Origin of the sequence: Sphingobacterium spiritivorum (genome assembly GCF_016725325.1) — a bacterium.
Lineage (GTDB): Bacteria > Bacteroidota > Bacteroidia > Sphingobacteriales > Sphingobacteriaceae > Sphingobacterium.
Genome location: NZ_CP068083.1, coordinates 1,463,750 through 1,480,232, shown reverse-complemented (window position 1 = coordinate 1,480,232; position 16,483 = coordinate 1,463,750). Strand labels below are relative to the sequence as shown.

Sequence of the window (16,483 nt, the reverse complement as noted above, 5' to 3'; positions counted from 1 at the left end):
ATGACTAGAATTTTAAAAAACATAACAACAGTACTTGCCCTGGTCGTGGTAAGTTCGTGTAGTAAACTCGATATTAATGAGAACCCTGTGAATCCGGTAACCGTACCTTCTACACAGCGTTTGGCAGCAATAGAAGCCAATCTGGCGTACTCATTGTATTCTCAGGCACGCTGGGGAGCTTATCACAGCTATTACCTGACGACAAGAACTGGAAATAGTAATGCACAGACAGACACCTGGAATTACAACAGTATTACACGCCTGGGTGCATGGAGGTGGCATTATTTTGATGTAGGTAGTAATATTATCGGACAGGCAGGTATGATTGTCCGTGCTAAGGAAGAAGGGTCGAATAACTACATTGGTGTGGGCAAAATTATGCTTGCATTGAGTTACCTGAGTGCGACAGACGTATTTGGAGATATGCCAATGAAAGAAGCATATATAGGCTCTTTTAATCCGCTGTATGATAGCCAGGAAGAAATTCTGAAAAATATACTTGCTCTTCTGGATGAGGGTGTGGCTGATCTGAATAATGTAGGTGATCAGGCTTTGTCCATGACTGCCAAGACAGATATTATTTATCAGGGTGATCTTAATAAATGGAAAGGCTTGGCCGAAGCGGTAAGAGCTCGTGTAAAGTTGAGAACAGCTAATTTTCAAAACGGACATCAGGAGCTGCTGACAATTGTAAACAATGCAATAACAAATTTTTCCGATGCGCTTTATACTTATCCAAAAGGATCGACATCATCCTGGCAGCGCAATCTTTGGGGGCCTTCAGGTCCGCCTCCTGCCGGAGAGGCATTTCAGTTTGCTGATATCAAAAGTGATCTGGAAACCACTCTTCCAACAGATGTGCTTATGAAATCACTGACAATAGACGAAGTAAATAAGGTGTATGATCCTCGTTTACTTAAGCTGACAACGCCGGGAGCAAATAACAAATATCTGGGTGCTAAAATGTCTGAAGGTCTGCGGGATGTTAATCTTCCGACAGGGACTGTTTATCAGGATTTTGCAAACCTTCGAAACGGATTCTGGACTTCAGATGATTCTCCTTACCCGATCCTGTTAAAAGAAGAACTTTATTTTATCAAAGCTGAAACACAGTTTTACTTGGGAGATACAGAAGGTGCGCTGGCTTCTTACCATACAGGCATAGATCTGAATCTGAGAAGACTGGGTGTAGCTGAAGGGCAGATCATCAGTTATATGGGGTCAGCTAAGGTTGCACAGAATGCTTCCGCATTGACTATCGCTGATATTATGCTTCAAAAATATATCGCACTTTACCTGCAGGGAGAGACCTGGACAGATATCAGACGGTACGGATACAGCAAGAAGGCTTATCCAAATTTGTATTACCCAAGATATGCGCTTACAGAATGGACAGGGAGATATATTCAGCGTTTGCCTTATGATCCGCAGACAGAATATGTGTACAATCCTAAAGAAATTGCCCGCTTAGGTGCATCGTCCAGAGACTGGGTATTTAAACCGGTTTGGTGGGCAGAGAAGTCAACATTAAAAGATTAAGAGAATGAGAAAGATAACGAACATACTATATGCAATAGTCTTAGCATGTGCTTTGATTTCTTGTGAAAAAAATGATCCCATTTCAGAGCTGGGAGAAACAAACGGTCAGTTTGCTGCACAGTTGAGAGTGTCGTATAATAATACACGGCCGGCAATCGGAGATACCTTACAAGTGACAGCCTCTACCTGGCAGCGTGATGATAAATTTTCAGAAGTGAGATTTATGGAGACCATAGTCGAAACATTCGGTGTTAATATGAGTCTTAAAAACGGAACCCAGTTATTGACAAAAGGAGAAACTGAATCGACCCTGACTGTTATAGATTCCATTGCAAAAGCAAATTCATGGTTGAAAGTTGCTGCCGCCGATATGGATAAATATTGGGTGACAGTAACGAATAATTATGTGATGGTAGGAAGGTATCCGATGGTTATTAAAGAAGGTAAGTATCCGAATAACAGTAGCTTGATTACAAAATTGTCTGATCAGGAATTTGAGATACTGAAAGGCTTGCTAGCTTACACGATCACCAGAGCCGATTATTTGGTCTTGTATCCGAGTGCTCCTGCCAGTCATTTTACGAATGGCGGAACTTATGTGTTGTCACAGACGGGGATCAATAATCTAAAGCAGACATTGACAAAAGAACAATTGCTTCCCGTTGTCAACAGTATTAAAAAAGTAGGAAAATACAGTGTGACAATAGATGTGGCGGCTATAACTTCAACAGGTACTGCTACAGTAGCGACCAGAACATTCGAAAACAGTTTATAATATGAAGACAGTTAAATTTTTATACCTATTTATCGGCCTTATCATATTAGGCTGTTCAAAGGATGAGATAACCAGTATTGGCCAGCAGGGTGAGTATATCGCAAACTTTGATTTCCCGGAATATGCTATTACTGCTCCGGCAAAAGTAGTGCTGACAAACCGATCGAAGAATGCAGATAAATTTCAGTGGCAGTTTGACGGAGCAAAGATTATCGATAGTAAAGGGAAAGTACAGGATGTGACCACATCTGAAAAGATGGTTCCGGATACTATTTTTTATGAACTTCCGGGAGAATACAGTGTCAGTCTGACCACCTGGCAAGGTGATCAGAAAAAGGAGATTACGAAAAAAATCGTTATCCCTAAAATGCAGCCTAAGATTAATGTGCCTGAGAATATAGCCGTCTATACTGACGCACAATTCTCCGCCAGCATATTCACGTATCCTGGAAAAACGGTGACCTATAGCTGGGATTTTGGCAATGGAGTCGTTTCTGATTTAGAAAAACCTGTTGTTAAGTTTACAAAAGAAGGAAGTCAGGTTGTGAAGCTGACCGTTAACGACGGTGTAGAAACGCTAACAACAGAAGTAGCGGTAGATGTCAAAGGAGAACTGGCCAAAACCATTTATTTTACGGATGTCATTACCAAGAAAATCTACAAATATAAACTGACGACTTTGGCGCCATCTACCGTAGTTGATCTTGGAATTACCACCGGTGTCAGTCCTTTAGGTTTGTCTATAGGTAATGGCAAGGTTTATCTGTCAGATGCTGGTCTTGGATTGCGTTTTAGTACCGGTAACAATGCAAACGGAGATGGTTTTGTAAAATATTTTAATCTGGATGGAACTGGAGAGACTACCTTGACAAAGAGAAGTGTTGTTGGTGCATCCGAATATAATCTGGATCCTTGGATGAACACCGTTGACTCAGATGGTAACGTCTGGTGGACAAGCCGTAACAATGGCGTGTATGTAGCTGCAGGAGGAGGGGTAGAGATTCCTTATCCTAACTTTAAATTCAGACCTACAGCGACCAATATTCCCGGATTTTCTTCTTCTACACATTTCTATAGCGGGATAAAAGAGGTGAATGGGGAAATCTGGGTTTCGTTTACCGGTACAGCTGGCGTCGGAATTCATAAGTTCAGCAAGGCAGGGGCATTTATAGGCTCTCTTTCAGGAACAATTAGGTCTCTGGGTGTACGTCAGTTTGTGGTGGATCAAGTCAATAAGCAAATCTATTTTGCGATCAACAGAGCAGGAACATATATCCCTGGAATCTACCGTTCGGATATGGATGGCAATAATATTGTCGCCGTTTATAATGACCCGGCTGTAATGGGCTTTACTGCCACAGGCTTTAGTGACCAGGGTTATGTAGCACCGGATAATACAAATGAGACCATCTATGTAACCGGTATGGATGTCGATGTAGATGAGACCGGAAAGGGTTATCTATACTTTGGCTACCGTAATAAAGCTGATGCAAGCGGTGCAAATGCACCACAGACAGTGGGTTCGGGATCTAAATCCGGAGTCTTGAGATATAAGTTAGGAACAAATGAAACTCCTGAATTTATTATCAAAGGATATGCGCCTTATGGTATCGCTATTGATCAGGTAAAACGATAAGATATAATCTGCCCCTGCAGAAATGTAGGGGCTAAATAAAATGAACATGAAGAAATTTTTAATATTGGGTATAACTCTTCTGGTAACATTGGTGTCCTGTAAGAAGGATGTTATCTGGGTGCCGGATGGTTACGGAGCAGATCAGTTTGTCAAGCCGACAACTCCTTATCAGCCAGATCTTTCATTTAAAACGGTTGTTTATCTGCCAAGCTACCGGACTGTTGCTGCTATAGATACCACAGCGTTGGAAAGTTTGACGCATGTGATATACGCGTTTATGCAGCCTAAGTCCGATGGGTCATTGGTTTTGCAGGGAACAAAGGAGAACATGCAGGCTGCAGTGAAATTGGTAAAGCGTCATAATAAGAAAATTGTAATCGCAATGAATGGTGTGGATTCCGTATTTACGACGATTGTTTCCAATCCGCAGTTGCGATCCAAGTTTATTGCAAATATAGTGAGCTTTACGCTTCAGAACCAGTTCGATGGTGTAGATATGGATTGGGAATACCCCAGATCCAATAAGGCGAATGATGTTACATTTGGCATATTTATGCAGGAGCTGGGTGCAGAGCTTCACTCCTGGCATCGTACATTAAGTATGGCTGTAACGGCAGGAATCTTTGCCGGAACTGTCAAAGAAGGAATCAGCAAAGAGGCTATCGATGCCTGTGATTTTGTTAACCTTATGGCCTATGATGGCATTGGAACAGATTCGGCCAATCCCAATCATCATGCAAGCTTTGGTATGGCAGAGCGTGTACTCAATATCTGGATAACAGAGAAAGGACTGCCGGCAAATAAGGCTGTTTTAGGCTTGCCGGCTTATGGGAAAACGGCGGCAAATGCAGCGACTCCATATCGGGATTTACTGGCAATGGGAGCGAATGCAAATGCTGATGAATTTACTAAAGATGGAAAAACCTATTATTACAATGGTGAAAATACCATCAGGCTGAAAACACAACTAGCCAAACAAAAAGGGAATGGAATTATGTTTTGGGAATGGGGTCAGGATGCTGTAGGAGCACAATCTTTAATAAAAGTGGGTTTTGCTGCTGCAAAGTAAGTATTCACGAACTTAATCGTTTTTAAATGCCGGCAATAAAGTGCCGGCATTTTTTGTTATAAACGCAATTGTATCGTAAACGTGACATTATAGTGTATTTATTACACTATCCTTCTCTGCGGTAAATAACAGTCAATCTGATTATTGTGCGTTTTTGTGCGCATTTTCAAAACCTTTCTTGCTTGTTCTTGCTTTTTAGAAGAGTTTAAATAAGAACTATTGTTCTATAAAGTAAGTGTTTCCTCACTTTATTTGTTAATAAATGTTAATTATATCCATATTTCTTGCATACTTTTATCCTGATTTAAAACAAAACAAACATAAACAGGCAAAACTTTTTAAAATCTACTTTAAAAAACAAGCTAATTTAATCTAAAAAAGTATGAGAAAATTTCTACTATTTTCTGTTGCTCTAGGATTATCCTTACCGTTTTCGGAAGCACATGCCGGAAATGTAAAAGGTAATGCACTCGTCCGCGAAGCAACTTCGTACATGAGTTCGAATCTACGAATGGAGCAAGGGACGGTTCAAGGGACAGTATCCGGTCCGGATGGACCATTGGCGGGTGTTACTGTCTCTGTGGTGGGAACCACTACTTCTACACAAACGGATGCCAATGGGCAGTTCCGTCTTACAGCTCCTATCGGAGCTAAGGTCCGTTTTTCAAGTGTAGGATTTACATCTAAAGATCTGACTGTTACATCCAACACCTTAAATGTAACTCTGACGAGTGATGAGTCCACACTTGATGAGGTCGTTGTTGTAGGATACGGTACACAGAAAAAAGGGAATCTAACCGGAGCTGTGTCTACTATCAATGTGAAAGAAAACCTGCAGAGCAGGCCTATCGCTGACGTCGGTCGTGCTATACAGGGAACAACTCCCGGATTGAGTGTTACTATACCGAGCGGTGAAGTTGGCTCTGATCCAAGGATCAGAATCCGTGGTGCAATTTCTTCTATGCAGGGAAACAGTAATCCATTAATCTTATTGGATAATGTGGAAATTCCAAGCATTCAGTATGTCAATCCGGAAGATATCGAATCGATCTCTGTACTGAAAGATGCTGCTGCATCTTCTATTTATGGAGCAAAAGCTGCTTTTGGTGTTATTCTCATTACGAGTAAGACGGGTGGCACGCAGGAAAAAATCAACATTAACTACTCTAACAACTTTTCTTTCCAAAACCCTTTCAAAAAATATGAAATGGGACGTGTCAATGCATTGAAATATACAATGGATGCATTGGACCGTATCGGCGCGGTAGAAACAGGAGCGTTTTATAAAGTAAACCGCGAGAGTTATGAAAAAGCGGTAGAATGGGATAAAAAATACGGATCCACTATCGGCGCTAATGATCCGACGGTATATGGTCGTGACTGGTATGTAAACCCGGGAGATCCGACTAAGAAGTATGGTGTACGTACCTACGATCCATATGATTATATGATCCGTGAATGGGCGCCTACACAGACACATAACTTGTCACTGAATGGTAATCTGAATAAAACTAAGTATACCATGTCTTTTGGTTCACTGAATCAGAGCGGTATGTTGAAACCCGGTGATTCGGATAAATTCAAAAGATACAATGCAGCTTTACGTGTGAGTTCGGAGTTGAATAAATACCTGACTGTACGTGGAGGTGCCATGTTTGCGCAACGGAATAAGACGTATCCGTATGCCACCAACTCTACTACAGCCGATCCATGGTTGTACATGTACAGATGGAGTTCTTTATATCCGATGGGGAATGACGAAAACGGAAATCCGATTCGCAGCCCATGGAGTGAAAACTCTGTTGCAAATGATGCCAGCATGTTGCGCAATTATATCAACTTAAATGCAGGTGCAACGGTCAATATCATGAAAAACTGGAAAGTAGATATTGACTATACTTTCACAAATGAAGACTACAGCTGGAGAAGAAACGGAACCCGTTATACAGCAGCCAATTCATGGGTTGCTGCAAAGCAAAGATTTGATAAAGACGGTAAACCGGTATATGTAAACAGTGACGGACAGACTGTCGCTGCTACAGATCCGGGAGCGATATTGGCATATGATCTTTCAAAAGATACGTATACTGCTAACGGATCTGCTCAGGATCATATCTATATGCGTTCAGAAAATGAGCGCAGACATACAGTGAATGCATTCACCACTTATCAGCTGAATCTGAATGATGCACATGATTTCAAATTTATGCTGGGACTTAACAGGGTGACTACAGACGGACAATACCACTGGACACAACGTGCAGATCTGATCGATATCACTAATCCTCAGTTTGACCTGGCCGTGGGACAAGTTACCGGTAGCGGAGGTGAATCATGGGATTCTCAACTGGGATATTTTGGGCGTATCAACTATGCCTTTAAAAACAAATATCTGGTAGAAGCGAATCTGCGTTATGATGGTTCTTCTAAATTTCCAACGGATTTGAAATGGAGATGGTTTCCATCCTTTTCTGCAGGTTGGGTAGCTTCAGAAGAAAGTTTTATGGAATGGGCTAAGCCTACATTAAGTAATCTGAAGTTCAGAGGATCCTGGGGTATTATCGGAAATCAGGCTGTTCCTTCCGATCTGTATATCGCAAATATGACTGCAGGACAGACAGGTTGGATTGCGAATGGTGCGTTGACCAATTCGGTGGGAACGCCTAAGTTGAATGTGCCTTCAGTAACCTGGGAAGATCTGGAAACATTGGATTTTGGTGTGGATGCCCGTTTCTTCCAAAACAAATTGGGTTTAACATTTGACTGGTATCAGAAGAAAACAAATAACATGTTTGCTCCTATGGAGGGAACGACCTGGACCTTGGGTGCTGCCGCTCCATTCGGAAACTACGGTACATTGACAACGAAAGGTTTCGAGTTGGCTATTGATTTCAACCACCGTTTCGAAAATGGATTGGGGATCAATTTAAGAGCTAATATCGATGATGCGAAGTCAGTATTTAGCGGGTACACTTCACAAAGAGGTACTGGATTAAATTATGATGGCCGTGTATACGGAGATATCTGGGGATATGAGACAGATCGTCTGTATCAGTATGATGACTTTGTGTTAGATGGCAACGGAAAACCTCAACTGGTTAGCCTGACTCCTGAGATGTCTAAATACAATACCAGCGGTGGTGGTAAAGCATACTTGCTGAAAGACGGACCAAATGGAGAAAAGGCAGTTTATCAGCCGAGATTCCAGAATTCAACCAATTTTTACTTCGGCCCGGGGGATGTTAAATTTAAAGACTTAAATGGCGACGGTGAGATTGATAACGGAAACGGAACAGTAGAAAATCCGGGTGATATGCGTATTATCGGAAACTCTACCCCACGTTATCAGTATGGATTCAGAATAGGTGCAGACTATAAAGGATTTGACCTTTCTGCATTCTTCCAGGGAGTAGGACAACGTAGTGTATGGGGAGTTGGATTCCTGGCTATTCCTGGTTTTAACGTTTCTGACGGAGCTATGCCGGCATCTTTTGTCAATGATTACTGGACTCCGGACAATCAGGATGCATTTTATCCTGCAGCATTTAACAATGCAGGTACATTAAATGTAAATAATATGCAGGTTCAATCGCGCTATTTGCTGGATATGTCTTATTTAAGAGTGAAAAACCTGACATTGGGTTATACCATTCCTAGAAATGTACTGGAGCGTGTTAAGATCAATAACTTAAGAGTATATGTTTCTCTGGAGAACTTCTTTACATGGGATAAATTAAACGGATTGCCTATCGATCCGGAAGAAGTGGAAGGAGAATCTATCTTTAATCCGACAAGCAGCAGAAGTCAAATCTCATTCGATGCCAATAGTTATAACGGAGGAAGAACAGGTGTCGGTACTCCAAGCTTTAAAAGTGCATCTTTTGGTATTCAGTTGAATTTTTAATGTGTCAAAAATGAAAATAAGTAAAAAAATCATATATACAGTGCTTGCTACTACAGTTGGTTTAGCAAGCTGTAATAAAGATGTTCTGGATAGACCCGAGAAAACAAAAGTTATAGATAAGGATTTTTGGAGAAATCAGGGAGATGTAAAATTATACGCCAATGATTTTTATACCAATTACTTTGTTGGTTACAATTCCGGATTTGGAACGGCATATGCGCCTATGACCGGTTATACAATGGCAGATGATTTCACTTCAGAAGGAACACAGACCGGATTTGAGGCGACTGTTCCTGCTACCAGAGGTTCTACATCTGAAGTTCCTGCGATTCTATCTCAGCAATATGGCGGAGGTCCTAACTGGAATTTTGCATGGGTTCGTAAATCCAATGTCATGATCAACAGACTGGATAATCAGGCTAAAGCAAATCTTTCTCAGGAAGAGTATAATCACTGGATGGCTGTGGCCAGATTTTTCAGAGGTTTTGAATACTCCAGATTAACCAGTGTCTTCGGAGATGTCCCATACTATGACACGCCGGTAGATCCTACAGATCAGGCGTCTATGTACAAAGAACGTACACCGAGAGGAGAAGTAATGGATCGTGTGTACGATGACTTTAAATATGTGCTGGCTAATATGCGTCTGGACGATGGAGCACAGTATGTAAACCGTTATGCAGCGGCGGCACTTATTTCTAACATGATGTTATTTGAAGGGTCATGGCAGCATTATCACGGTCTGGACGCAACAAGAGCTAAAAAATATCTGGAATTAGCTGTTGAAGCAGCTCAGTTTGTAATGGATAGCGGAAAATGGCGTTTTAATAATGACTTCAAAAGTCTATTTGCATCAGATAATCTGGCGACTAATACAGAAGTTATATTCTACAGATCATACGATGATGTATTGAAAGTAACACATGCTGTATCTTCTTACAGCAATGGTACGGAAGGGCAGCCTCGTGGCGCTAATCTGGATCTGTTGAAAGCATTTATCTGTAACGATGGTCAGACATGGCAAAATTCTACAGTTGTAAATGCAAAAGATTTTACGCTGAAAAATCTGGCAAGAACCAGAGATCCGCGTTTCGAAGCCACCTTTATGGATACGGTGAATACAGCATCTTCCACTATGGCTTATGCGCACAAATTTGCGGGAAGAGATGCATTGACATATATCGGTAAGACCTATCCGGCTAAATGGGGTAGTAATACAAACGTGAGTGATGCGCCTGTTGTACGCCTTGGAGAAGTGGTTTTAAACTGGATTGAAGCAAAGCAGATCTTAGCAGAAAACTTTGGTGGTCCGGCAGTAAGTCAGGCAGATCTGGATAAGTCGATCAATGCAATCCGTAATCGTCCGCTGGATACAGACGCAACAAATAAAGGAGTGAAGAAAACAACCCCTTTATCTCTTGCAAATTTACCAAATGATCCTGCACGTGAAGGAGATATTTCCCAATTGATGTGGGAAATCCGTAGAGAAAGACGTATGGAGTTTGTTTATGAATATGCACGTATCAATGATATCAGACGTTGGAAAAAACTAAACTATATGAATTTTGTAAAAGAAGATTACAGTTTAGGGCCATGGGTAAATGTGAAAAAAGATCTGCCAAACCGATTGACAGCAACGTATAGAAATGTACTCAAAGTAAAAAATGCAAGCGGTCAGATTATTACATATGATGGTAATAATGCAGATGCGCTGGTAGGATACTATGTGGTTGCGAGATTTGCAAATCGTGTTGCCTTTACAGACAGAGCTTATTTAGCACCTGTGGGCTTAAATCAGATACAACAATATACAGAGTTAGGCTATACGCTGACTCAGACACCAGGATGGTAATTATTTAAACAATTATAAATATACAACACCGGGAGAACCAAATCTCCTGGTGTTTTCTACTGCTTATGAAAAAACTATTTACATTATCACTTATCACTGTGGTACTGATGCAGAATGCCTGTACTTCAGCATCAAAACAAGCCGCTGTAAGAAATGATTCTGTTGCACAGACCATTGTTGCTTCATCTCCTCTTCCGGGAGCTGACCAGCTATCTGCATATTTACCTTTGTTGAAAGGTAAGAAAGTAGGTTTAATGGGCAACCAGACCTCTATTGTCGGAAAAGATAAAGAACATCTTGTCGATGTACTGTTAAGAGAAAAAGTAAATTTGAAGTTTGGATTTGCTCCGGAGCATGGTTTTCGTGGAAATGTGGAGCGTGGTGAAAAAGTAAGCAATGATGTGGATCAGAAAACCGGTCTTCCCTTGTATACCTTATACGGAGGTAATGAAAAGCAGGACTCTATTGTAAAGTCAGTAGATGTTATGATATTTGACCTGCAGGATGTGGGAGCCCGGTTTTATACGTATATCACCTCTTTACATCGTGTAATGGAGTTGTGTGCCAAACATAACAAAGAGCTGATCGTACTGGACAGGCCTAATCCCAACGGTGATCAGGTGGATGGTCCGGTCAGAAAAGATGATAAATTCAAATCGAATGTCTCTTTTCATAAGATTGCTATGATTCACGGGCTGACAGTGGGTGAACTGGCGCATATGATCAATGGAGAAAAATGGCTGGAGAAAGGAAAACAATGTAAGGTAACTGTTATTCCGGTTAAGAATTATGATCACAAAACGATGTATGATCTGCCCGTTATTCCATCCCCAAGTCTTCCGAATCATCTTTCCGTACGCCTGTATACCTCGTTATGTTTATTTGAAGGGACTGATATTTCCGTGGGGCGAGGTACAGACTGGCCTTTCCAGGTAGTAGGATTTACAGATCCCGTATATGGTCAGTTTACATTTACCCCAAGTGAACGTGCCGGAATGGTAAAACATGTAGAAGGCAAAGGAGCAACTAATTACGGTCTGGATCTTAGAAATCTAAATGCAGATGAGCAGAAGTTTACACTTAAATATATCCTTCACTTCTATGATAAAATGCCGGATAAATCCAAATTTTTTGTGCGTGCAGAATTTTTTGATAAACTGGCAGGAACAGATGAATTAAGAAAGCAGATCCTGGCAGGAAAAACAGAACAACAAATCCGTGATTCATGGAAACAGGAGTTGGATGATTATAAAAAGATGCGCAAGCAATATTTGCTCTATCCTGATTTTGAATAATGCCGAAAAATGAAAAACATGTCTACTAAATCTATAGTTATTGCTCTTTGTCTCCTTGTTGCACAAAGTCTTTCAGCACAGTCATTCCGATTTGCACATGTGACCGATACGCATGTTGGAGGAGCAACAGGAGCAGAAGACCTGCGCAGAACGGTTCAGGATCTGAATATGCAGCAACAGCTGGATTTTGTTATTCTCTCAGGAGATATAACCGAATTCGGGGCAGATGCAGAATTGAAACTGGCTAAGCAAATTCTGGATAGCCTGCAGTTGCCCTGGTATGTAATACCAGGCAATCATGACGGCAACTGGTCCGAAAATGGGGCAAATACATTTCGAACAGTATTTGGAGGAGAGACATTTTTTTTCAAACACAAAGGCTTTATGTTCATGGGGACCAATTCCGGTCCTAATATGCGTATGAGCCCCGGCCAGATTCCAAGAGAAAATCTGGTATGGATGGATTCTGTTTTTAAAGCAAATCCCGATACGCAGACACCTCTGATATATATCAATCATTATCCGCAGGACTCATCGCTGAACAATTGGTTTGAAGCTATAGATCGTGTGAAAAAAAGGAATGTACAACTGGCATTTTGTGGTCACGGACACGCTAATGTAAAGTACAACTGGGAAGGTATTCCGGGAATAATGGGAAGATCTAATCTTCGTGCAAAGGATAGTGTCGGGGGGTACAACATTGTAACTATAGGAGAGGGAAAAGCTGTTTATCAGGTAAAGAAACCGGGGCAACCTCTGGAACCTGCATGGGCAACAGTGGAACTGAAAGATCATCAGTTTGCTACAGACAACACAGCCTATCCAAGACCTGACTATACAGTCAATACGAAGTATAAAGATAAAGTAAAGGTCAATTGGGTATTCGAAGATTCGGGTGATATAGGGGCGGGTATGAGCAGCTATAAAAACCTTATTATTACAGCCAATACATTAGGAGAAATAATTGCCTTAGATATAAATACCGGTAAGAAAGTATGGTCCTTTGCGACAAAAGGCAAAGTCTATTCTACTCCAGCGGTATGGAAAAATATCATTGTTGCAGGGTCTTCTGATCACAGTATTTATGGGATTAATGCCGATAATGGAAAGCTGAAATGGAAAGTAGAAACGGATAAGTCTGTATTGGGGTCTCCATTAGTACACAATGGAATTGCGTATATAGGAGGTTCTGACGGCAAATTCAGAGCTGTTGATATCAGCTCAGGAATTGTAAAATGGACTTTTGAACACGTGAAAGGATATGTTTCAACTTTACCTACACTGTATAAAGAGAAGGTTATCTTCGGATCCTGGGGAAATGGCTTTTATGCCTTGAATACAGCAGATGGTAAATTAGCCTGGGAATGGAATAATGGGCATGCTAACCGTATGTTTTCTGCTGCAGCCTGCTACCCTGTCGCTATTCATGATCGTATCTTCGTAGTGGCTCCGGACAGATTTATGACAGCATTGGATGCTTCAGACGGTCATATTATATGGAGAGCTAAAAAAGATCCTTATCGTGTAAGAGAGTCAATGGGCTTGTCAAAAGATGGTCAGCATGTATATGTTAAAACGATGGACGGACAACTGTTGGGTATTTCAAGCCAGGCCGATAGTATGGATATTGTCTGGCAGTCAAAGTTACAATTACCTTATGAACTTACTCCGTCTTCAATTGTCTCGTCAGGACGTTACGTGTTTGTGCCAAGTCAATCAGGACTGGTTTCAGCCGTCAATGCGAAGTCTGGAGAAATAGAATGGCAATATAAAATTTCAAATGGTATGGTTAATCCTATATTAGTAAGCAAAAAAAATAGTATTATTGCAAGTACAATGGACGGTAAAGTTGTTTCGCTATCATATCAACCTTAATCACTGAAAATATAAAAGATGACATTAACACGTAAACATAAGCAAAAAATCATGCAGATAGCAATGCTGTTTTGTGCTGTTTTGTGTTTTAATCTTGCTAAATCACAAGAAAAATCCTGGATTCGTATTAATCAGGTAGGTTATATACCGCAGACTGTCAAAGTGGCTGTATGGGTTTCAAAAGAGCAATCGGTACCTCAGAAATTTGAATTGATCGATGTGCAGACTCAAAAAACAGTCTTTAAAAATAGCACCGGTAAAAATTTCGGAGCTTACGGGCCATTTCTCCACTCACTTCGTTTAGATTTTTCTAATTTCCAAAAAGAGGGTGAATATTATATTAAAGCCGGTAAAACCGTTTCTCCTAAATTTAAGATCAATAAAAATGTCTATAAAGGCACTGCAGATTTTGCTTTGCGATATATGAGACAACAACGTACTCTTTTCAATCCGTTTTTGCAGGATAGCTGCCATACACATGATGGATTCACCATGTATGCCGGAAAGGCCGGAATTCCGGATAGTACGCGGATCGATGCAGGAGGAGGATGGCATGATGCGTCAGACTATCTTCAGTATTCCACAACTTCTGCCAATGCGACTTATCACCTGTTAGCTGCTTACCGGGATTTCCCTCATGTTTTTGAAGACACAAAACAAGCCAACGGACTGGCGGGTAAAAATGGTATTGCAGATGTTCTGGATGAAGCAAAATGGGGGCTTGACTGGCTTCTGAAGATGCATCCTCAGCCACATCTGATGTTTAATCAGATCGCTGATGACAGGGATCACAAGAATATGCGTATTCCAAAAGAAGATCCTTTTTATGGAAGAGGATACGAGCGCCCGGTTTATTTTATTGACGGGGAGCCACAGCAACGCGGTAAATTTATGAACAATACTACAGGTACAAGTTCTACAGCAGCGAAGTTCTCAAGTGCATTTACATTGGGCAGTACCTTATTTCATTCTGTTGATCCGGGTTATTCCGGTACCTTACAGGACAAAGCAAAGTCCGCTCTGGATTATGCTTATATAAAACCTGGCGTAACGCAGACTGTTTCTGTCAAATCACCTTATATATATGCGGAAGATAATTGGGTAGATGATATGGAGCTGGCTTCAGCTCTGATGTTTTCCAAAACAGGTGATCAGACATATGCAAAAAAAGCGTTGGATTTCGCAGAGCAGGAAAAAGTAACACCATGGATGAGCAGAGATACTGCAAGTCATTATCAATATTATCCTTTTATCAATCTTGGTCACTATGAATTAGCTAAATCGTTAAAAGGAGGTGAACAGAAGCAAGTAACTGCATTCTATAAAGAAGGTATAGATCAAGTGTGGTCACGGGCAAAAGAAAATGCCTTCTATCGCGGAGTACCTTTTATCTGGTGCAGTAATAATCTTACCGTTTCATTCGCTATACAATGCAGATGGTATCGTGAAATCAGTGGTGATTCTTCTTATGCCACTTTAGAGCAGGCCAATATCGATTGGTTATTTGGTGTCAATCCATGGGGTACAAGTATGGTGTACGGACTTCCGGCTGATGGGGATACGCCTGTGGACCCCCACTCTGCATTTACAAAGATTGGAAACTATCCTATCGATGGAGGACTGGTAGATGGCCCGGTATATTCTTCTATATTCAATAATCTGATCGGCATTAAACTGAATGAGGAAGATGAATATGCTGAATTCCAGAGCGAACTGGCGGTTTACCATGATGATTATGGTGATTACAGTACAAATGAGCCGACTATGGATGGCACGGCTTCACTGGTGTATTTGTTAGCAGCTCAGGAAGAGGGTGCCCATCATGTGGTAAAAGATAATTATGGTGCGATAATAAAAGGTGATCCCACTAAAAAGAATATTTCCTTAGTCTTTACAGCAGATGAATTCTATGATGGAGCGACTTCTATTCTGGAAACATTGAAAAAGGAAAAAGTTCAAGGATCTTTCTTTGTTACCGGCAGGTTTCTGGATAATCCGAATACCGCTGATTACACAAAGGAGATAGTGAAAAGAGGACATTATCTCGCTCCTCATTCTGATCAGCATTTGTTGTACTGTGATTGGGAAGACCGTGAACATACACGGGTTTCAAAAGCAGAATTTTCGCAGGATCTGAATAATAATTTTCAGAAAATGAAAAAATATGGAGTAGAGAGAGATGTTGCGAGATATTTCTTACCTTCATACGAGTGGTATAATACAGATATTGTTTCATGGGCTGAACAAGAGGGAGTACAGGTTGTAAATTTTACGCCAGGGTTAAGAACGGCTGCAGATTACACATATCCGGAAATGGGTAGCCGTTATCTGGATTCAGAAACTATTTATAATCAATTGATTGAAAAGGAACAAAAAGAAGGATTAAACGGATACATTATATTAGTACATTTGGGGACGGATCCAAAGCGGAAAGATAAATTTTATACTTTACTCCCTCGCCTGATTAAAGATTTAAGAAAAAAAGATTACCATTTTAAAGTGATAAACGAAATGCTGTAATATAGCGCAGCATATACA

General features: G+C 40.9%; 9 protein-coding genes. All 9 read left to right on the top strand.

What is annotated here, in order from left to right; genetic code table 11:
- A complete protein-coding gene (locus I6J02_RS05995) occupies positions 1 to 1,539 on the top strand; it encodes a SusD/RagB family nutrient-binding outer membrane lipoprotein (RefSeq protein WP_236582318.1) in 1,539 nt (512 codons plus the stop codon).
- Positions 1,540 to 1,543: 4 nt separating this feature from the next.
- On the top strand, positions 1,544 to 2,314 hold the full coding sequence (locus I6J02_RS05990; RefSeq protein WP_201680880.1) for a hypothetical protein: 771 nt from the start codon (positions 1,544 to 1,546) through the stop codon (positions 2,312 to 2,314).
- A gap of 1 nt (position 2,315) precedes the next feature.
- Positions 2,316 to 3,950 carry a PKD domain-containing protein gene (locus tag I6J02_RS05985; RefSeq protein WP_201680879.1) on the top strand — a complete coding sequence of 545 codons (1,635 nt, stop codon included), beginning with the start codon at positions 2,316 to 2,318 and terminating at the stop codon, positions 3,948 to 3,950.
- 46 nt (positions 3,951 to 3,996) lie between these two features.
- The gene (locus tag I6J02_RS05980; protein ID WP_236582317.1) at positions 3,997 to 5,019 is read left to right on the top strand and encodes a glycoside hydrolase family 18 protein; all 1,023 of its coding nucleotides are present in this window, start codon (positions 3,997 to 3,999) and stop codon (positions 5,017 to 5,019) included.
- A 382-nt stretch (positions 5,020 to 5,401) separates the two neighbouring features.
- The gene (locus I6J02_RS05975) at positions 5,402 to 8,923 is read left to right on the top strand and encodes a SusC/RagA family TonB-linked outer membrane protein (protein WP_201680878.1); all 3,522 of its coding nucleotides are present in this window, start codon (positions 5,402 to 5,404) and stop codon (positions 8,921 to 8,923) included.
- 10 nt (positions 8,924 to 8,933) lie between these two features.
- Positions 8,934 to 10,775 carry a RagB/SusD family nutrient uptake outer membrane protein gene (locus I6J02_RS05970; protein ID WP_201680877.1) on the top strand — a complete coding sequence of 614 codons (1,842 nt, stop codon included), beginning with the start codon at positions 8,934 to 8,936 and terminating at the stop codon, positions 10,773 to 10,775.
- Between the two features lie 65 nt (positions 10,776 to 10,840).
- The gene (locus I6J02_RS05965) at positions 10,841 to 12,070 is read left to right on the top strand and encodes an exo-beta-N-acetylmuramidase NamZ domain-containing protein (protein WP_201680876.1); all 1,230 of its coding nucleotides are present in this window, start codon (positions 10,841 to 10,843) and stop codon (positions 12,068 to 12,070) included.
- Positions 12,071 to 12,088: 18 nt separating this feature from the next.
- Positions 12,089 to 13,945 (top strand): PQQ-binding-like beta-propeller repeat protein, encoded by a 1,857-nt coding sequence (locus I6J02_RS05960; protein ID WP_236582316.1) that lies wholly within the window; start codon positions 12,089 to 12,091, stop codon positions 13,943 to 13,945.
- Positions 13,946 to 13,963: 18 nt separating this feature from the next.
- Positions 13,964 to 16,465, top strand: a complete 2,502-nt coding sequence (locus I6J02_RS05955; RefSeq protein WP_201680874.1) for a glycoside hydrolase family 9 protein — start codon at positions 13,964 to 13,966, stop codon at positions 16,463 to 16,465.
- The last annotated feature ends 18 nt before the right edge of the window (positions 16,466 to 16,483 follow it).